At 39.4% G+C, this 18,463-nt stretch carries 19 protein-coding genes and 2 pseudogenes; 12 read left to right on the forward strand and 9 right to left on the reverse strand.

From position 1 onward, the window contains the following. The first annotated feature begins 13 nt into the window (after positions 1-13). Positions 14-163 carry a hypothetical protein gene (locus tag ACM0OX_RS22225; RefSeq protein ID WP_414517148.1) on the forward strand — a complete coding sequence of 50 codons (150 nt, stop codon included), beginning with the start codon at positions 14-16 and terminating at the stop codon, positions 161-163. 52 nt (positions 164-215) lie between these two features. Here ACM0OX_RS22225 and ACM0OX_RS22230 read toward each other — a convergent pair whose 3' ends face one another. Both ACM0OX_RS22230 and ACM0OX_RS22235 read right to left on the reverse strand, forming a co-directional pair. Further along, a complete protein-coding gene (locus tag ACM0OX_RS22230) occupies positions 216-506 on the reverse strand; it encodes a hypothetical protein (protein ID WP_179075951.1) in 291 nt (96 codons plus the stop codon). Positions 507-508: 2 nt separating this feature from the next. Next, entirely contained in the window at positions 509-1,471 is a 963-nt protein-coding gene (locus tag ACM0OX_RS22235) for a ParM/StbA family protein (protein ID WP_414517149.1), read from the reverse strand. A gap of 590 nt (positions 1,472-2,061) precedes the next feature. Between ACM0OX_RS22235 and ACM0OX_RS22240 the strand changes: the two genes are divergently transcribed. Then, the gene (locus ACM0OX_RS22240) at positions 2,062-2,826 is read left to right on the forward strand and encodes a ParA family protein (RefSeq protein ID WP_094353341.1); all 765 of its coding nucleotides are present in this window, start codon (positions 2,062-2,064) and stop codon (positions 2,824-2,826) included. After that, positions 2,819-3,277 carry a hypothetical protein gene (locus ACM0OX_RS22245; RefSeq protein ID WP_335202981.1) on the forward strand — a complete coding sequence of 153 codons (459 nt, stop codon included), beginning with the start codon at positions 2,819-2,821 and terminating at the stop codon, positions 3,275-3,277. Before ACM0OX_RS22240 ends, ACM0OX_RS22245 begins: the two co-directional genes overlap by 8 nt. 29 nt (positions 3,278-3,306) lie before the next feature. Here the strand turns inward: ACM0OX_RS22245 and ACM0OX_RS22250 are convergent, their stop codons facing one another. Beyond that, positions 3,307-4,473 (reverse strand): RNA-guided endonuclease InsQ/TnpB family protein, encoded by a 1,167-nt coding sequence (locus tag ACM0OX_RS22250; RefSeq protein ID WP_414517150.1) that lies wholly within the window; start codon positions 4,471-4,473, stop codon positions 3,307-3,309. A 21-nt stretch (positions 4,474-4,494) separates the two neighbouring features. Between ACM0OX_RS22250 and ACM0OX_RS22255 the strand changes: the two genes are divergently transcribed. Beyond that, the gene (locus ACM0OX_RS22255; protein ID WP_414517166.1) at positions 4,495-4,671 is read left to right on the forward strand and encodes an ISAzo13-like element transposase-related protein; all 177 of its coding nucleotides are present in this window, start codon (positions 4,495-4,497) and stop codon (positions 4,669-4,671) included. Further along, positions 4,640-5,302 (forward strand): ISAzo13 family transposase, encoded by a 663-nt coding sequence (locus ACM0OX_RS22260; RefSeq protein ID WP_414517151.1) that lies wholly within the window; start codon positions 4,640-4,642, stop codon positions 5,300-5,302. Before ACM0OX_RS22255 ends, ACM0OX_RS22260 begins: the two co-directional genes overlap by 32 nt. A gap of 58 nt (positions 5,303-5,360) precedes the next feature. On the opposite strand, the gene ACM0OX_RS22265 is transcribed toward ACM0OX_RS22260, so the two are convergent. Beyond that, entirely contained in the window at positions 5,361-5,735 is a 375-nt protein-coding gene (locus tag ACM0OX_RS22265; RefSeq protein WP_414517152.1) for an XRE family transcriptional regulator, read from the reverse strand. 283 nt (positions 5,736-6,018) lie between these two features. Between ACM0OX_RS22265 and ACM0OX_RS22270 the strand changes: the two genes are divergently transcribed. The 3 genes from ACM0OX_RS22270 to ACM0OX_RS22280 are packed head-to-tail and all read left to right on the forward strand — an operon-like array spanning position 6,019 to position 8,979. Continuing rightward, complete coding sequence (locus ACM0OX_RS22270; protein WP_414517153.1) at positions 6,019-6,912, forward strand: MarR family transcriptional regulator; 894 nt, start codon at positions 6,019-6,021, stop codon at positions 6,910-6,912. Next, entirely contained in the window at positions 6,909-8,264 is a 1,356-nt protein-coding gene (gene dnaB, locus ACM0OX_RS22275) for a replicative DNA helicase (RefSeq protein ID WP_414517154.1), read from the forward strand. The genes ACM0OX_RS22270 and dnaB overlap by 4 nt, the downstream gene beginning before the upstream one ends. Then, a complete protein-coding gene (locus ACM0OX_RS22280) occupies positions 8,227-8,979 on the forward strand; it encodes a hypothetical protein (RefSeq protein ID WP_414517155.1) in 753 nt (250 codons plus the stop codon). Before dnaB ends, ACM0OX_RS22280 begins: the two co-directional genes overlap by 38 nt. Here the strand turns inward: ACM0OX_RS22280 and ACM0OX_RS22285 are convergent. Continuing rightward, positions 8,974-9,195 (reverse strand): ABC transporter permease subunit, encoded by a 222-nt coding sequence (locus ACM0OX_RS22285; protein WP_414517156.1) that lies wholly within the window; start codon positions 9,193-9,195, stop codon positions 8,974-8,976. The two genes, ACM0OX_RS22280 and ACM0OX_RS22285, sit on opposite strands and share 6 nt — an antisense overlap. A gap of 101 nt (positions 9,196-9,296) precedes the next feature. Further along, positions 9,297-10,592 (reverse strand): nucleotide disphospho-sugar-binding domain-containing protein, encoded by a 1,296-nt coding sequence (locus ACM0OX_RS22290; RefSeq protein ID WP_414517157.1) that lies wholly within the window; start codon positions 10,590-10,592, stop codon positions 9,297-9,299. A gap of 568 nt (positions 10,593-11,160) precedes the next feature. On the opposite strand from ACM0OX_RS22290, the pseudogene ACM0OX_RS22295 reads away from it, so the two are divergent. After that, a pseudogene (locus tag ACM0OX_RS22295) lies at positions 11,161-12,184 on the forward strand (IS4 family transposase). Here the strand turns inward: ACM0OX_RS22295 and ACM0OX_RS22300 are convergent. Further along, positions 12,144-12,698: a hypothetical protein gene (locus ACM0OX_RS22300; protein ID WP_414517158.1), complete on the reverse strand. Its 555-nt coding sequence runs from the start codon at positions 12,696-12,698 to the stop codon at positions 12,144-12,146. The pseudogene ACM0OX_RS22295 and the gene ACM0OX_RS22300 sit on opposite strands and share 41 nt — an antisense overlap. Before the next feature lie 226 nt (positions 12,699-12,924). Between ACM0OX_RS22300 and ACM0OX_RS22305 the strand changes: the two genes are divergently transcribed. Both ACM0OX_RS22305 and ACM0OX_RS22310 read left to right on the forward strand, forming a co-directional pair. Further along, positions 12,925-13,209, forward strand: coding sequence for a transposase (locus tag ACM0OX_RS22305; protein ID WP_414517167.1), 285 nt, complete (start codon positions 12,925-12,927; stop codon positions 13,207-13,209). A 40-nt stretch (positions 13,210-13,249) separates the two neighbouring features. Beyond that, positions 13,250-14,494, forward strand: a pseudogene (locus ACM0OX_RS22310) (IS701 family transposase); the annotation flags it as partial. Positions 14,495-14,848: 354 nt separating this feature from the next. Here ACM0OX_RS22310 and ACM0OX_RS22315 read toward each other — a convergent pair. Continuing rightward, a complete protein-coding gene (locus ACM0OX_RS22315) occupies positions 14,849-15,403 on the reverse strand; it encodes a hypothetical protein (protein ID WP_414517159.1) in 555 nt (184 codons plus the stop codon). 653 nt (positions 15,404-16,056) lie between these two features. On the opposite strand from ACM0OX_RS22315, the gene ACM0OX_RS22320 reads away from it, so the two are divergent. After that, positions 16,057-17,376 carry an IS1634 family transposase gene (locus ACM0OX_RS22320; protein WP_414517161.1) on the forward strand — a complete coding sequence of 440 codons (1,320 nt, stop codon included), beginning with the start codon at positions 16,057-16,059 and terminating at the stop codon, positions 17,374-17,376. Between the two features lie 449 nt (positions 17,377-17,825). Here ACM0OX_RS22320 and ACM0OX_RS22325 read toward each other — a convergent pair whose 3' ends face one another. Then, on the reverse strand, positions 17,826-18,344 hold the full coding sequence (locus ACM0OX_RS22325) for a PAS domain-containing protein (protein WP_414517162.1): 519 nt from the start codon (positions 18,342-18,344) through the stop codon (positions 17,826-17,828). Positions 18,345-18,463: the final 119 nt, after the last annotated feature.

Consider the following 18,463-nt stretch of genomic DNA (forward strand, 5'->3'; position numbering starts at 1 on the left):
TGAAATTCAGCTTGTGTCGGATTTTAAAATGCCGATAGTAGAAGTATGGTTGGGATTATTGCTGGGTGGGTTTATATTAGAACAACGTGGTAATTTTTATCACAACCAAAATGTCTGGGTGAACAGCTCTCTAACTTCGACTGGTGACATCCTTGGGCGCTGACTCTGAGACTACAGCATCGGCTGACCAACCTCACGGGAGCCCTATATTTCCCTTACAAATCAAAATCAAGGCTGAAGGTTTGGTCATCAGAATCCTCTGGTTTAGAGTCTGTAGATAGCTCTTTAGTCGGCTGAATAAGTTGGTTTGACTCAGTATTAATCGGGGTGAAAGCTACTTGTTGAGTAGGGAATGTACCCCTTCTAAAAGCAAAATAACAATCAATAATAAAGTAAAGCGTCTCCAGATAACTTTTACCTAATTGCTGTGATTCTGCAAATATCCGCTCACGGTAGCTATCTTTGATCCGAACTTTTTCCGGTGTCAAGTCTTGTTTGTCTGTCATTGTTATAGCTTCCCAGATGTGTTTGGTGAATTCTTGCTGATAATGGTTTTTGCCATTTCTAGAAGCCCAAAAACATTAGCTTCCACTGGATTATCCAGAATTTTGAACCCGTTCTTTTCTAAGAGCTTCTTAAATCCAGGTAAGAGGCAACCTCCACCTATAGCCCAGATTTCATCCCCTTGGTGCTTGGCATCAAGTGTCAAATTCACCACTTTCTTCAAGTATTTTTCATACCAATCTTTCAAACAAGCACTGTATATATCTTTGATATCGATGTCACGGCTGTACTTGGTATGTCCCATTTCCAGACAAAATCGGATTTTGGAGGCATCCCCGATTTTTCCCCCATTTAGATGTTTCATTTTTTGAGAAATATCATCGATGAGAACTTCTACACCAATGGGGTAGGCGGTGTGAACTTCTCGCTTCCCCTGGTTGTAACGAGAATACAGAGTCGTTCCATTACCAAAGTCTAAAATCGTTAATTTTTTGGGTAGTTGATGCCCAAACAATGCACCCATCCCCTCTAGTACGACTTTCAGGACTTCGATCTTCACTTCTGATTGTTTGCCAGCAAGTATTGGCTGATATTCTCCATTTAGTACTTTTTGCAATTCGTCAGCCAGACCAACATCATGTAAGCTGACGACTAATTTTAAATGCCAAGCCTTACGGTATGGAAGATGTGCCAATGCACCAAATAAAGTCAACAACGCATTATTGACTTTGTTTTCATTGTTATCTGTGTTTCGGTCAAAATGATATCCTGTGCGGAAAGCTGATTCTCCGACTGTGTAAGCAGTGCCGTTAAAAACTACCCGTCCTGGAACATCTTCCATCTCGGCAGTGGAAATATAGCTAGGGACACGAACTACTTCAAAGCCATCGACTAAAAGTTTTAGGCTTCCGTAACCGTTATCAAAGCCAGCAGGAAAAATTTTTTGTAAGGTGTGAATGTTCGACATTGGGGGAAAGGTAATACGGTTCAATTTGTAAAAGTTATCAGTTGAGGAGATATGGGGGAGCAGAGGAGAGAAGAATAAAATGACTACCTCTTTTTTCTCCAGCCTCAAGAGCTTATCATACTCCCTTGGGGGCTAAGTGGGGTACAAAGTGTCAAACAGTCAAGTATACCCCATAAAACACCCATATATACCCTATATAGGTGTCAAATACTCATCGAAGTCCTGAATCGTTTTTGGGGTACATATAACCCCTATATAACCCCCAGCAGCATTTTTGAAATTTTATTTTATGAATAAAATAAAATTGGTTTAATAAATTACGTCATTATATAATTTCGCTATTTGGGAATGACTAAATTCTGTCTTGACTAAAATCATTAACAACTAAATAGGACAAAAACCTATCTTTACAGAACAGCCATCTTCCCGAAGAGCAAGACTTTTTGAGAGCTAAAGTAATGGCTAAATAGCGTTAAGTATAATTTAGTCATTTGCAAATGACTAAATTATATAATGACTAAATAACTTAAAAACAACATTATGCATTATGATATTGACTAATTTACACCATGCTGCTGGTAGTCAGTAAAATGTTAATTCTTACTTGTGCATCCTTGTCCGGTGGCCAGGGAAAAACAACTGTTGCAATCTTGTTGGGTAGAATGCTTGCTCAAACAGGACAGCGTGTACTGATGATTGATGCCGATCCCCAAGCGAACCTAACTTTTTACCTGGGACACGAAGTTCAGCAGAATCAACCCACGCTTCTAGAAGTTCTCAAAAAACAGATCAATACTGAAGACGGTATTTATGAAATCGGAGAAAACCTATGGTTAATTCCTGCTGATGATGGATTAGATAATGCTCAAGAATTTTTGTCTGGGAGCGGTATGGGAGCTATTGTTCTGAGCAAACGCTTAAAAGAGGTATCAGATTTATTCCAATACTGCATTGTCGATGCGCCACCTCAGCGATCGCAAATCTGCCTTACATCGTTGGGGGCAGCTGACCATATCATCATTCCTGTAGAAGCATCATCCAAAGGTGTAAATTCTCTCATCCGAACTCTAAGTTTAGTTGAAGAACTTCAAGAAATTGATGCTTTTTCAGGGATAGTGCTTGGCATCTTGCCATTCAGAGATAAATGGGTAGGTAATAACCAAGTCGCACAAAGTAAGGCGAGTATCAGTGCAATGCGAACAATTGCCGAAGAAATAGTCGTTTTACCTTCAATTTTAGAATCTGAACAATTTAAAAAGGCCATAGATAAAGGTGTAAGTTTGTCCTCTCTAGGCTTTGAACAACTCGAAACTCCCTTCCAACAAATTATCGAGAGGTTACAAAAGAATGTCTGATGTTTTTGAGCGCCTTAAGAAAAAGACACGTCCAAGTGTTCCAGCACGGGATACAACACTTGTAAAAGTACAACACGATAACTTACTAAATGACCAAATTACTGAATTTAGTCATTTACCTGAAAAACCAAAACCGGATTTAGATAGTGAGGAAGTAATAAACGATAAGGTAAGCACTTCTAATCAAGAAGAGCAGTTAGAGTTACCCCAGATCATCAGGCGAACAATCAGGTTAGAACAGGATATTGATACCAAGCTAGATACGTTTTGCAATGTAAATAAAATTACTAGAGATACTTTCCTAGAAGGTGCATTTATCGTCTGCTCAGAAAATGAGGAATTATTGCAAGAGGTACTAAAGCAAGCTAGAAAACGTTATCAACAGCGTAAACAAGCTGGTGAACAACGCAAATTTCAGACATTGGCTAAGAAAATCAACGTTAACGATTAAGTTAACCGATACCTTTTTGCTAACATTCATTAACAAATACACTCTTGGAGAGAGGGCGTATCAACCAATGCACGAAGGAAAATCCCTCGCGCACCATTTAGATCCCGGCTCATCACTTGCCCATCAGATGGAGACTGGACGAATTTAGCGCCACCAAGATTGGGGATTATTTCACCAGACCAACTTACTGTTTTTGATGTGTATGCCTCGTTAACATCCATAACTGACTTGCTAGTTTCAAAAGCTTTGTGCTTAAGAAACTGCTTAAATCGGTAGTGGGAGAGTGTTAACATCTGGCGTACTGACTTTGACCTAATTCGCCGCTTTGCTTTCTTAGACATCTGAGATGTTTCAAAAGTTGGTAGCAAAATAATGTCAAAGTTGTCAACCAAAAATCGAGCAGTTTTCTTGTGCAGTTCGTCTACAAGATTTTTGATTTTACCTCGTAGTGAACTTGCCGCAAGTTTCATTCTTCTTTTCTGTTTGCATTTAGCTTTGGTGAGTTTAGAAATCAACTTATCTAAGCGGAAGCATAGCTTCTGAATTTGCAAATTAGCAGCTGTTCCAATTTCACCAAAACTAGATTCAGAAAAGAATGTGATAAACGTCCTGATGCCGGGGTCAAGTGCCACAACGCGTCCTTGGTTATCAGATTTTTCTTGTGGCACGTTCTCTGGAACTGTCAGATAGTAATCACGGTAGGCAAATATTAAACGACAGTCGCCAAAGCTTTGCGGCAAGGCTTCTTTGAAGATTGCCTCACCTAATATAGTGTGGTAAATTCCTAAGTCTTTTACCGCAGACTTAGGAATGTAGCAAGATTGTACAGTGTCTTTCCTTGACCTAAATCTAACCTTGCTAATACCACCACCATTTTTAAATTTTTTCTTGGCGTTACTAACAGCTTTACAGGCATCTTTGATGGCGATTGATTTAATTTGATAAGGGACTGATTTACTCCATTCTGGTAGTCCATTCAATATGTCAGTCTTAATCGCTTTCCAGTTAGCCTTGATGCTAGAATCTTGCAGCGATTTAACAGTAGTGTTATAGACAAATCTAGACACACCAAACCAAGATTTAAGAATCTGCCTTTGTGCCGCCGTGAGGAAGATCCGGATCTTCCTTGATTTTTTTACTGTACTTCCTGAATCCGTGCATCCGACAAGAGAATACGTCGGCAACTGATAGAACAATTTGGTTACAGTGACGAACAACTGCCATCAAAAGAGACAATTCGGCGGCGATTGAATGACTTAGGTTATTGCTTAAAACGAGTTATCAAAGCCAAGCCAGTCAAAAAGATTCCGCAAACAGAGGCCATATTTGAACAAGTCGAGCAAATTAATACTGAAGCTGATAATGACCCAAATACCCTACGGATCGGAAGTTGACGCTAAGGTTGCGGTTAAAGTCGGAGAGTTTGACCGCAAGGGTAAAACTCGCGTACCCACAATCTCCCTAGACCATGACTTTGCTCCAGAAACAACTCTGATTCCCTATGGGATTTTTTTACCTGAGTACAACGAGTTATTTTTATTCTTCGTTTCTGGCAAATTGACTGCTGATTGCATAGTTGACTTACTTGAAAGCTGGTGGCAAAGCGTCAAGCATCGATTTGCTCACATTCAAAAACTGGTGATTAATCAGGATAATGGCCCAGAAAATCATTCTCGTCGCACCCAGTTTATGAAGCGCATTGTAGACTTTGCTATCTCATCTGAACTTGACTTGCAACTTGCTTATTATCCACCTTATCACAGCAAATATAATCCTGTTGAACGCTGCTTTGGCTGGTTAGAAAAGCATTGGAATGGCAGTTTACTCGACACTGTTGAGACAGTACTGAATTTTGCCAAAACTCTCACATTTAAGGGGAACAATCCAGTTGTGACATTGGTAAATAAAGTTTACTCAACAGGAGTTAAACTTACAACCGAAGCGATGGCGGAAGTTGAAACACAAATTCACCGTCTTCCTCATCTCAAAAAATGGTTTGTGGAAATTTTTGCTAAATCGGCATAGCTATTAAATCATTTTTTTTGGGGAGTTCTCTTAGTTAAATTCTATTGCGAACGGTGAGTTATAAAGCTTTAAGCAACTGCACTGGTTCTGTAGCCTCACGGCTGTTATTCACAAAAATATCAGCAATTAGTCGTAAAACTTCAGCTTGTTCTTCTGGAGGTGCTTCAGCAATTAGCGATCGCAGGCTAATTCCTGGCCTCTGACCAAATAACTCAGATAAATACCACACCCTAGCTTCTACCGGAATAGCCAAAAGTAGCGCTATTAGTTTTGATGCTCCTAGATCCGCCTTCCCGCGACGAAAGCGGGATAACATTACTTCTGACACTTTAGCCTGTTCAGCAGTCTTCTTCGCTTCCAAATTGAAGCGATTCATCATCTCATCGAATAACTGCTGATAACTTTGTGTTTTTTCTGATACAAAACTTTGCATTGCTTTGCTAATTATACTTAAGTTTAACGGTTATACTATTTGATGTTTGATTAAACGACAACGATGATGTATAGCCTAATCTTACCAAACTCTTGCTAGGAGTGCTTTTTCCCAGACATATCTTTAATCTTCAGATTACTAGCATAGCCATCAAATAAATACCTTGTCGCGATTGAATATAAAAATTCGTTGACTAAGTGTTAATGATGGACACCTAAAAAATTACTCTCTATCCCAACGGATCGAGGTGAAATTTTGTCTTTTCATTTGTATTAGCAAAATTGTGACACAACCAAATTCAAAAATTCAGGGACGTTTCTATCCACTTAAGCATGAAGAATGGCTGAAAGCCTGCCGTGAACTCACACCAGCACAGAGGGATGTCCTGTACTACATCCGAACCATTGACCCTTATAACCAAGGGATTGACATCAATGCCGCTGAGGTAGCTCGTCATCTGTCAGCACCAGAGCGGATAGTCCATAGGCAAACTGTAAGCCGCGCTCTTAAGGAATTAGACGCAAAGGGATTCATTGATCTAGAGCTATTGCAAGTCAGAACCAAGGTGAAGCCAAAGGGATTATGGTGCAATGACACACCCGAATTTATTGAAGACACCGATGGTGTGATGATGCACCCAAGGTGTGATGATGCACCGATGGTGTGTGAAGACACCGATGGTGTAATGACGTACCCAAGGTGTGATGACGTACCGAGCGCGATCGCCACGCACCACGCTGGATCACCACACACCACGATGGATCATGACGCACCATGCGCGATCGCCACGCACCATGCAGAGGCTAAAAGCCTTGTGGAGAGAGAATTTCAAAACCCTAAGATCAATAAGAATTATTTAGACTTTATAAAGACTCTCTCAGAAGACGAGCGAGCGAATTTTCTAGCATTTTGTGAGGAAAAAACCAAAAATCTTAGCCAGCCGGTGAATGATATTGAGGCTTGGTTAGCTCACAAGAACAAAGCCGGAAGGAATCGCTGGGAAGTTTATTACGAAAAATATCTGGCTTCAAAACAGGTACAAGCCAAAAAAACTGAAACAAAAAATGCTCGAGACGAATTCCGTCGTGAACTTGAAGAACGGCAGCAACAGGCTCAAAGAGCTTGGGAAGAGTCGCAAAGCCAAAATCTCGCTGAGAATACTGGAGGTGCGACGTGATTGATAAACTACCACCCCAAAACATCGAAGCGGAAGAGGCAATTTTAGGCGGTATCATGCTTGATCCAGAAGCAATCGATAGGGTGAGCGATCGCTTAATTCCCGAAGCCTTTTACATTAGCGCCCATAAAGATATCTATCAAGCCGTGCAGCGCCTTCATTGCTCTGGTAAACCCACTGATTTACTCACAGTTACAGCTTGGCTTACTGACCACGATTTACTAGTCCGTATCGGCGGGAGAAATAAATTAGCAACTCTGGTAGACCGCACAGTGTCAGCTGTCAACATTGACACTTTAGCCGAGTTGGTGATGGACAAATTCGCGCGTAGGCAGTTAATCAAGGCTGGAAATGAAATTGTACATCTGGGTTATGAGACAGAAACTGAGTTACCACAAATCCTTGACCAATCAGAACAGAAAATTTTCCAATTATCTAATCAAACCCTATCTTCAAACACTGAACATAACAGCACGATTAATGTTGCTGCTTACGAGGATTTAAATTCAGGAAACCCCATTTACCCTACAGGACTTCATGAACTCGATAATTTGATGGTGGGATTTGAAAGCGGCACACTCACCATAGTTGCGGGTAGGCCATCAATGGGAAAGTCCCAGATAGCCTTGTTTTTGGCTTTCCAAATGATACTGTTCCATGAGCTACCTGTGGTCATCTTCTCCTTAGAGATGACAAAGAAACAATTGGAGTACAGGCTGTGGAGTTTAATTAGTGTTAGCAACGCCTATAAGCATTTAGAGTTAACGCCACTAAAAAGCGATCGCATCCGCAGACATCGCTCAGGTAATAAACCCCTAGCAGACTGGGAATTTACAAGCATTGCCAAAATCGTCGGTGTTGCTTCAGAATTACCCCTGTACATGAATGACTCAAGGGGCATCACCGTTTCACAAATTGCGTCAGAATGCCGTCAAATTAAGGTCAAAGAAGGAAAACTGGGGTTGGTTGTAGTTGATTACCTACAAATGATGGCAGAGGACTCTGGAGGGAACCGTAGCTATGAACTAGGAGATGTAGCCAGGGGGCTTTACAAAATGGCAGGGGAACTAGATGTACCTGTGCTAGCACTGTCGCAAATCTCTAGAGGAGTTGAGGGCAGACAGAATAAGCGCCCAATGATGAGCGACCTCAGCCAATCGGGAATTTTAGAAATGGTGGCAGACAATATTATTCTTGCTTACCGGGATGAGTACTACAACCCAGACACTACAGACCCAGGAATATTAGAGCTAATCATGGCTAAAGCACGGCACGGTGAAACAGGTACAGCAACGGTGTTTTTTGACAAGTCTTATGGAATTATACAGAATTTGCGCTCCGGAAATATCTGAGTCCTCAAACTGCTGTCAAAATCATCCCCCTCCTGCGTCGGAGTTTTTACTGGGGGGTATTGATAATAGCCCTAGTAAAAACTCTGAACAAGAGATATCCCCTAGTAAAGACAACCCTAGTAAAAAGCTTGGACAAATAGAGATATCCCTTAGTAAAGATAGCCCTAGTAAAAAGCGCAGAAATTGGGGTGAGGGTAACGGCACTATTCATTGGCGCACCATTACTAGGGGTGGAGAGGACTATCCCCAGGCTTATTATCATTGGCAAGAAAAAGGTAGAAAAAAGACCAAGTACATTCCCAAGCATTTACTGGGGGTTATTCAAGAAGCAGAGTTCAAGAAACGCCCAATTAGAGAAATTTTGACATTACTGGGTGTTGTGCCTAGCCCTAGTAAAAACACATTACTGGGGGATATCGAAAATAGCCCTAGTAACGATGTTGAACAGTCAGAGATACCCCCCAGTAAAAATAACCCTAGTAAAAGTAGACGACACAAAGGATTAGGTAGTGGCTCCATTCAGTGGAAAACCATTACCCTTCACGGCAAAGATTATCCCCAAGCTTGGTATCACTATGAGTTTTGGAAGGATGGCGATCGCCTAGTTAAAAAGTGCAAGTATATTCCAAAACGACTATTAGAGAGAATAGAGAAGCTAGAAGCAGATAAAGCACCAGTTAGAGAAATTTTGTCAATATTGCGAGTAAAATTATAGGAAAACTTCAGAAAAGCCGAGCAAATCATAAATAACGCTTAATTTGTTTAAAGGTAATGCAAAAACCCAGTAAGCAACGATGAAACAAATCAGCAATGTTCCTGTGAGTAAAGCGGAAATCGGCACAATTTTAGAAATCAGAATGGAAGTTGATGCAACTGGAGTCATCAACAATTGTTTTAGTGTTCCTTGATCTTTTTCTCTAACCGCTTCCACAGCCGCAGCTAAAATTGCACTAGTCTTAAAGAACGCACGTCGCAGTAGTCCAAGCTTTTAATCGCAAACTTACCCTGAATATTGAAACACAGCTTTGCTTACTACAAAGTATTGGGAAGGGTGAGAACCTTTTCAATTTCGTCTGCAGCCACAACTACACCTGGGTGAGCGGCAATCCAATCCTGAAACTTTTTTAGGTTCAACCGATACGAGAGGTTATTCGGTACAAGCGTAAGCGTCTCTCGCAGCTTCTTTAAGGTGAGTTGCTTGGGCGTAATCACTTCTCCTACCGCAGCGCGATGAATGCGAGCAGCGATGCCCGGCTGGTCGGCAGTTATCGGGATGGCCACTGTCGGTACACCATACATAAGGGCCTCAAGCGTCGAGTTCATCCCGGCATGAGTGATGAACGTCTTGGCACGCTGGAGCATTTCCAGTTGAGGGGCCGAGCGTACAATCACGGCATCGGGATGCAGTTGCTGGAGGCAAGCTATTTCCTCGTTTGCAATGTCTTGGCCCACAGATACGACTAGCGTTACTTCCATACCTTGCACCGCTTTCAGGATGACTCGGTAGATATCTTTTTGGTTGTTAAACTCCGTTCCGAGGGAGACATAGACAAGTGGCTGGTTGGATGGCACTTTGGTCCAATTGAACGGGATATTCAGCCGCGTCTGTGGGTCAACGAACGGCCCGCAGTACGTGTAGCGTGCTGCATCCGGCTGAGGAAAATCGAAGTCCGGTGGGCAGGTGGTCAAGTAAGCGCGCGAACGTCGTGGATCAAGCGGTCTTGCTGACCGTGGTAGTCCCCACCTGTCAGCGAACTGGTTCTCCAAGGAATGGGCCGGACGCAAAACTGGGAAGAGCATCTGCCAGCCAACGCAGTTACGCAATCGACCAAACAAATCTGCTCGATGCTCCCAGCTAAAGATAGCCGGAGGCACGGCGCTCGTTAGCCTAATAGGGAGGGTGGAGGAAAAGGCAATATAGGGAAGCCTATATTTCTCAGCTACCAAGAACAGTTCTGGGGAGACGATATCGATGAGAAGACCATCTAAATCGCAGTGTTCCCTCAGAACCTGGTCTACCTCCTGCAGGTACCGCTCAGTTAAGTCGGTCAACAGCCTGATGATGGAAAAAACGGCTCCTGGACCGGATTTGCCAGCGAGTACTTGGCGGTCGGAGGCAGATGCGCCACTGGGAAGCCTGGCCGACTGGAGGGCAACAAATATGCAGCCTGAAAGTTCGGCAGCTTGCTGAGCTTCTGGAACACAGAAGAGCCTCACTTCATGACCGCGACGGGTCAATTCTTTAGCGAGCGCTAGGGCAGGGTTAAGGTGTCCGCTGGCAGAGGGAGTGAAAAGTCCAAGTTTCATAGGTTGTAGTTGGTCAAACAAAACGCTAAAATTTCATCTTTAAACCATCATGAGGTAGAGTGCCAATAGCATAACTATATCCACGTTTAACCCCATACATAAAGTTGCATACTTAGGTAATTTTTTCTAGAGGGGCAAAGTTTGCTAGAGAAAGTCAGGGACTTCCAAAGAATAAATTATCCCAAAAGAATCAAGAAACAATATTTATTCAATAATGATAATCATTACAGAGGGGGGAGAAAGTAATAATACTTAGAACACTTTGTTGATTCTAAAGATAACTCGTTTTTTTATCCAAAAAAAAAGGTAGGATTCCCTTTGGAGTAAAGGTTTTGATATCTCACATCAAAACAGGGAATACCTACGCGCTTATGAAAAATAATAACCCAAGTTGCTAGTTACTCTTACGAGCGATAGCATTGCTCCGATTAAGCAATAAAATGCCCTCCAAGAAGAAAATTAGGAGGGCTATATGCTAAACGAAATAATTGCCATATATGCAAAAGTGTTGAATGTTAAGAAAAATCCGATAAAAATAACCCAAAATATGGTAATTTTGGGCGAAGGCTTAAAATATTTTAGTTTGATTGTGATTATAAATTCATTTCCCAAAATTGTCAAAGATATCCTGAAAAGCCTGCCAAAAAACGATTATCCAGTATTAAATAGTCGTCTATTCTTTGAGTGCTGGCTATCGTATGCTCTGGATAACAGTTTAACAAGTATGCGAGATTTATTTCAAAGATTAAATAACACCGGATTTGAAGTAGATATTTCGACCTTTTCCAAAGCCAGTTCTCATCGCGCACAAAAACCATTTCAAGAAATTTATCAAAAATTGAATGAGTTAGTACAGAAGAAAATTCATAAAAAATTACACAACAAATATGCTATTTGTCCTATTGATTCAACAATTATTACCCTGACAAGTAAATTGTTATGGGTTTTGGGTCATCATCAAGTCAAACTTTTTAGTTATTTGAATTTAGCTACCGGCAGGCCAGAAGATAACTTCATCAATTTTGGACATGATCATGATTATAAATTTGGTTCAAAGATGATGTCTAGTCTACCAACTAATGCTGTTGGGGTAATGGATAGAGGCTTTGCGGGATTAAAATTTATCCAAGAATTAGTGCAAGAAAACAAATACTTTGTTTTGCGGATTAAAAACAATTGGAAATTAGAATTTGAGGATGCAAGTGGATTAGTCAAAGTAGGTGCATCTGATAATGCTCAAGCCTATAGAGTCATTAATTTTTGTGATTTAGAAACTAAAACTGAATAACGCTAAGGTGACTAATTTACCAGAGTCGGGAGATGCAGCTGTTCATGATGATGAAATTAGGGATATTTATCGATTACGTTGGGGAGTTGAACTCTTGTGGAAGTTTTTAAAGATGCACTTAAAACTTGACAAATTAATTACCAAAAACGTCAATGGTATTACCATACAAATTTACGTTAGTTTGATAGCTTATCTGATTTTACAGATTTTATCTATTCCGGCACAATGGGGACATACACTATTAGATAAATTCCGCTATCTTCAATCTTGTATGTGTCAGAAAATCAGCTATGTTCATTGGTTTGAGGAGATGATGTTATGTTGACTAATTTAGGCTTTTTAGAGTTAGTATAACTATTTATGTAAAGTTTTGTATCAGCATTCAACATTTCTGCTTTCAAACAAGTCCCATCTACTACTTTCATGCAATACCCTGGCAATATACTTGCTTGCTCTCCACCTACTAATTTCACTAATTCAACTAAGTCTTGTGCTGTTTCTCTTACTAATGCTTGACTTACCCTCAACTCAACACCACAAAGCTTGTTATACAATGCTGTTGTACTTACACTTAAATTCGCTGCCCTCGCTTTATAAGCTGCATGAACTGATTTCTGCATTCCACATACCACCAAGCTCATCAAATCTACAAGACTTGAAAATAGCAAATCTTGTTGGTACTGCACCTGAGCATGTCTTCTAAATAACCCATCCATCCGCTCAGATGCAAATATATGTGACATTAATGCTTGTGCCATCACGCTTACTGGACTTTCTTTTACAAATTGCTCAAAGATGGAGGACAGCATTTTTAAGCACCCTGGTACTGATATTGCCAAGGATACCTTGAATTCATCATTGATAACCTATATTGGGAGCGGGTTTTAGCCTTTGCCTTAGTAGTTCATCTGTTCGCGTTGAAAGGGCTGGGTTTTAAACCCCTTTTAGTAGGATAAATAAATACGGAGAATGTATCTACCGAGGAAACTTAAAGTATGGGTGTTCGTCTAAGAGTATTTTTGACTCGTGAGCAAAACAAAACTTTACTAAATCTGAGAACAAGTAATAGTACAAGACAACAGTCCCATACATAGATGCAAGGAAGTTCAGCAGTTATGGAAAAAGTGGGAGTACATGGGTTTGTACATTTTCTTTTTACCAAAATATTGCTCCGAAATGAATCCAATTGAATTGGAGTGGCAACACCTAAAAAAAGATGAGCTATCTGGGCAAATATTTGATGATGAGTTAGACCTTGCTTACGCGGTCATTGATGGTGTTACAGCTAGGGGAGAAAAAGGAAACTATAGTACGCAACGTGTAAAATTTAACTTTAATACCTATACTTAAGTTTTTGTTACATAGTTATAAATTTTTTCGCCTACCTACTTATCAAGATATATTTAAAGAAGTGATAAATTATGAGTGTTTCAAATATTTGCACTTAGGAATAATCTCGCCAATCAAAAGAAAATCATTACCAGAGATAGCTAAAGTAGTAAGTATAAACTCAGCACAGTCATTACACCATTTTCTAGCGAATTCAGATTGGTCAGTAAATAAATTAAAACAACGAAGATTAAGGAGGCTTAAGAAAGTCTTAAATGGAAATGCAATAACAGTAGTAATAGATGAAACAGGAGATAGTAAAAAGGGTAAAAAGACTGATTATGTAGCTAGACAATATCTAGTAAGTGTGGGAAAAGTCGATAATGGAATAGTTTCAGTAAATGCGTATGGAGTTTACTCTAATATAACTTTTCCCTTCAGTGTAAAAATATTCAAACCAAAAGGAACGCTAAAAGAGGAGGATAAATATAAAACTAAAATAGAGTTAGCGTCAGACATTATTACAGAATTAATTGAATCCGGTTTTAATATTGAACTGGTACTGGCAGATAGTTTATATGGTGAAAGTAGCCAATTTATGAGAAAACTAGCTGAATATAAATTAGATTATGTTGTATCAATTAGAAGTAATCATGGAGTCTGGTTGCCAGCAGCACAAAGTGTTAGGGCGAATAAGTGGTGTAAATGTGAAAGAACATTTAGCAATCAAAAATCAGAAACCTGATACATTAGGGAAATAATTTATGGTAAAAAAAGAGCCATAACTTACTGGGAAATAACTACTGATCCAGAAACCATGCCAGAAAATTCTACTTCTTTTGTGATGACAAATCTTCAAGGTAATCTCAAGAAAACTTTAGGCGACTTATATGGATTAAGAACCTGGGTAGAATATGGTTTTCGACAGTGTAAACAGGAACTAGGCTGGACAGATTACCGTTTCACCAATTTCCAACATATTGAGAGGTGGTGGGAAATTATTTTTTGTGTTTACACGATGATTAGTTTAGATTCTCCAGCCTTCTTAGGCTTAAATCAATCTCGTCAAATTGAGACTGAGGCAGAAGAAAATAGTGATGTTGATTTTTCTAATCATCCGCAATGTCACCATGAATGCGGATGGAAAAATACTCTAAATAATCTGCGTCTCATTGCCCAACCACTCTTACTATTTTGGTTAATTTATCCCTGGATACATATTTTCCCTAATTCACATTTATTGCTAGGATTTAATCATTTAATTGCTGCAATGAATCAATTTAAACCTGGTTATACTTCTGGATAATTTAACTTATTCACTACTTGCTTATTCCGGAAAGTGACAGAAGAGGGGTAAGGGATTCTTATCAATGACCTACCTACTTGCTTAAACAGCAACTGATAAAAAGTATCATTGACTACAAAACTTCCAAGCCATTGCCCTTCGGGAAAAAGTTTGTGATCTACTGAATTTATAGGTGTGCTTGACAAGCACCAAATCACTAAGGAGCCGTGTGAAATTAACGTTTCATCCACGGTTTTGTAGCCGAGTCAGGGGGGTGACTTCCTGGCTTAGGCATCCAGATAGATAAGTTTTCCGCCATCCGCAAGCGGACGAGAGCCGACTACTGGAGCTTTCTCTGACTTTTCAAACACCCTCTTAGTATTCGGTTTTTTCCTTTTCGCTCTCAGGAAAAGCTACCTTCTCAATGGTCCACTCTTTTTTGCTGAATATAGTCTTTAAGCACTCTGGATAGAGATAGCTTCTAATAGTTTGAATAGGATTTAAAATTTCAACCTTGAGGTAAATTTGGTCATCCTCTATTTCTAAGCTAAGTGGCGTTAAAGTCTTTTTGCTGCCATCTTTTTTATGCACCAGTGTATAAGTATGACCTGGTAGAAAAGGCATTGGTCCTAAATACTCAGATTTGTGGTGTCCATCTTCTCGCCATCGTAGATATGCGTAATATTTGTGCTTGATTTTTTTAACTTCAAAATGTCTGGCTAGTCGCTCATCTAGCTCATCAAGTTCTTCTGTTCCATCCAGTTTGCAAAGTATCAATGCCTGTTCAGCCTCAATCTTCATAGCTTCAAGCAACATAGGGTTTAACATACCAGCTAATTCTTTGAGCAAAAGTAATTTTTGTTTTGAATCAAGTTGCTTTGCTAGTTTTGCTAGTTTTTTAGGATTCGATGAGTTTTGAGAATTGGACATTGGGTAGTGGTTATTAGTCTATTTCACTAAAAAATAGAGTCAATATGTAACATTATTGTAGTAGCCAACTTCGGTTAAAACTATTTTTGTTTTAAAGTTAGAGACAAGAGAATTTACATTTATACTCTAGACTAAATATTGTAAGCATATTTCATCTTAACTTTCAATAAACACACTCCGTGGCATTAGATTGAGGAACAAGCTCAAAGCCAGGAGATTGATTTTCTTGAGATTGTTGAGGACTAGGGCGTGTCATCAATTAGGTAAACTGGAATCAGTGATGCTTGGGATAAACCAAATAGAGAAACAATGACTCGACGTTATACGCTACGGCATGACCAATGGGAGCGGGTCAAAGACTTAGGGACTGCCAGCAAGAGAAGGGTATGTGAGAGTGACAGCCAGCTTGAGGGGAGACAAAATACTCTGAAATAGCTACAGGCTAAAGAATGTGGCAATTTATAGTAAAACAATAAGAGCCCAGCAATTCTCATTATGAGAATTGTTATCATTACTTGAAGAGTAAAACGAACTGATGGAACCGGTTCTTGGCAACTTTTGGTGATGATGAAAAGTTACGCGCCTTAAGGCAGAGGGCAGAGGGCAGAAGGCAGAAGAAAGAAAGGAATAAGTAGTAAGTTCAAGCTTTAAGTTTGTTTAAGCTAGCAACTAATATACTTTGCATATCCCTGTTATCATCACATTTAGATTCATCATCAATGCACGTACATGGGCAATACAATACCAACTTACCAGAAGTAATATTTGAAGAGCAACAAACAGTCAATACCCAAGAGTCAGAAGAATTAGTAGTAAAATCACCCAAAGAAATTACCATAACCTACGGTTATTCAAGAGACCATAGACCAGATTTAAAACAATTCATTATAGAACTAATATGTTCAGGAGATGGGGACATACCAATATTTTTGAAATTGGCATCAGGAAACCAGTCCGACTCATCATGCTTTGGTCAAATAGCAGTTGAGTATCAAAAACAAATAGAAGTTAATAGTCTCATAGTTGCAGACTGCGCTTTATATACAGAATTAAATCTGAAATTGATGTCAGATCTACGCTGGTTATCTCGAGTGCCATTAAGTATTAAATCAGCACAATCATTAATATCAACATTACCAGAATCGGAATTTATTAATAGTAATTTGCCAGGATACAGATTTGTTTCAAAAACAGTCACTTATGCAGAAGTAGAACAAAGATGGTTGGTAGTACAAAGCCAAGATAGAAGAGAATCAGACCTGGGTAAACTCTCACAAAAAATTATCAAGGCAGAATCAAAAGCACTTCTTGAGTTGAAAAAGTTATCACAAGATAAATTTGCTTGTGAAGCTGATGCTATCAAAGCATTATCAAAACTATCAAAACAATTTAAATATCACCAAATTCAGGAGAGTAAAGTTACGGAGATTATATCTAATAAAAAAGATAATCAAGCAGGAATAGCTTACCGAGTTTCGGCTACAGTATGCAAAAATGAAAGTAAAATTAATACAGAAATTCTGAGTGCAGGGCGTTTCATTATTGCCACAAATGTTTTAGATTCAAAGCAGCTAGATGACGATTTAATCCTGAGTGAATATAAAGCCCAGCAGTCCTGTGAGAGGGGATTTGGTTTTCTGAAAGACCCATTATTTTTTGCCGATAGTATTTTCCTCAAAAGCACTGAGAGAATAGAGTCGTTAGCAATGATTATGGGTTTATGTTTGCTGGTCTATACATTGGCTCAACGTCAAATCAGAGCCGCACTCACAGAGTCTAAATCAACGATTAAAAACCAATTAGGTAAAGCAACTAACCGCCCTACTTTACGTTGGATATTTCAACGCTTTCAGTGTATTCATTTAGTTGAATTTAACAATGAAAAACACGTCTCTAATTGGACTCAAGATAGGGATTTCATCCTGAATCTTTTACCAGATGATTGTCTCCGTTATTATCAATTAATCAGATAATTTTTATCTTTGTTAATTTAATATAGACGTTACCTGAAGCTCATCGTTTTGATTCATAGCTCTAATTTACTATGTCAAAAATCTAGTTTTGCTACTTCAATTCATTATTTTAATTTATGAATTCAGTCTTTAATATCTTCTTTTATTTATCTAATCCGAATCTATTTGCCATCAGTTCTTATTGCTGCTTATTGACAATAGGTTTTGATGCCATTTTTGCTGATTGATCACGGCTCTTATGTATTTTTTTCTAGATATGTCTGTTTTTATTCTTATTTGCCTTTTTTCTCTCAGTAATTTCCGTTTGTGACACTTGGGGTGCGGAATGTGGGATCTAACTCCCCCCTTGTAATGATTCTCATTTTCATAATCAGTGAGGTCGAATTTCCTCAAAGCTTTATTTAGTTTGAGTCTTGCTGTATTTTACCCTGATTCAGGCTTGTCAATATTTAGATGCGTTTGCCCTGCCCCTCAGGGTTAGTTGCTTCTCTTTCTCTGAATAACTCTTCGGATTTTTTTCGTTCTGTAATGTCTTGAACTATTCCCAACATCTGTGTAGCTTGACCTGTTTCATCATACAGGAAGTGGCTGGAAGCTAAAAGCCAGAGGATGCTTCCGCCACTCAACAAGCGGAATTCAATATTGTAGTCCACGTGCTCATCGCAGGCATAGTTAACTACAGAGGTTAACTTTTGATAGTCGTCTGGATGAATGTAGTCAAGTAAAGTATCAAAGTTCCCGCAAAAAGTTTCTGGATTTAAGCCAAAAATATTTTTCAAGTTACCAACGGAGACTATTTCCCTAGTTTTTAGATTCCACTGCCAGATACTCATGCCAGCGGCTTTCAATGCTAACTTGGAAAATTCTTCAATTGGTTTTAATGCTGCTTCTAGTTGCTTGTGCTCAGTAAGGTCGATGAAAATAAAAAATATTGCTATTATCTGACTAGCTGAATTCTCGATTGCCAAGGCGTGAAGTTCAACTTGGATTGCTTCACTATCGCAAACACATATTTTTACCCCACCTTTCCAGGTCAGGGTAAGAGCATCTCAATCAGGCTTGACGCAAGGAATCAGAAGAATCTAAT

The organism is Nostoc sp. PCC 9305, from assembly GCF_963920915.1.
Taxonomy (GTDB): Bacteria; Cyanobacteriota; Cyanobacteriia; order Cyanobacteriales; family Nostocaceae; genus Nostoc.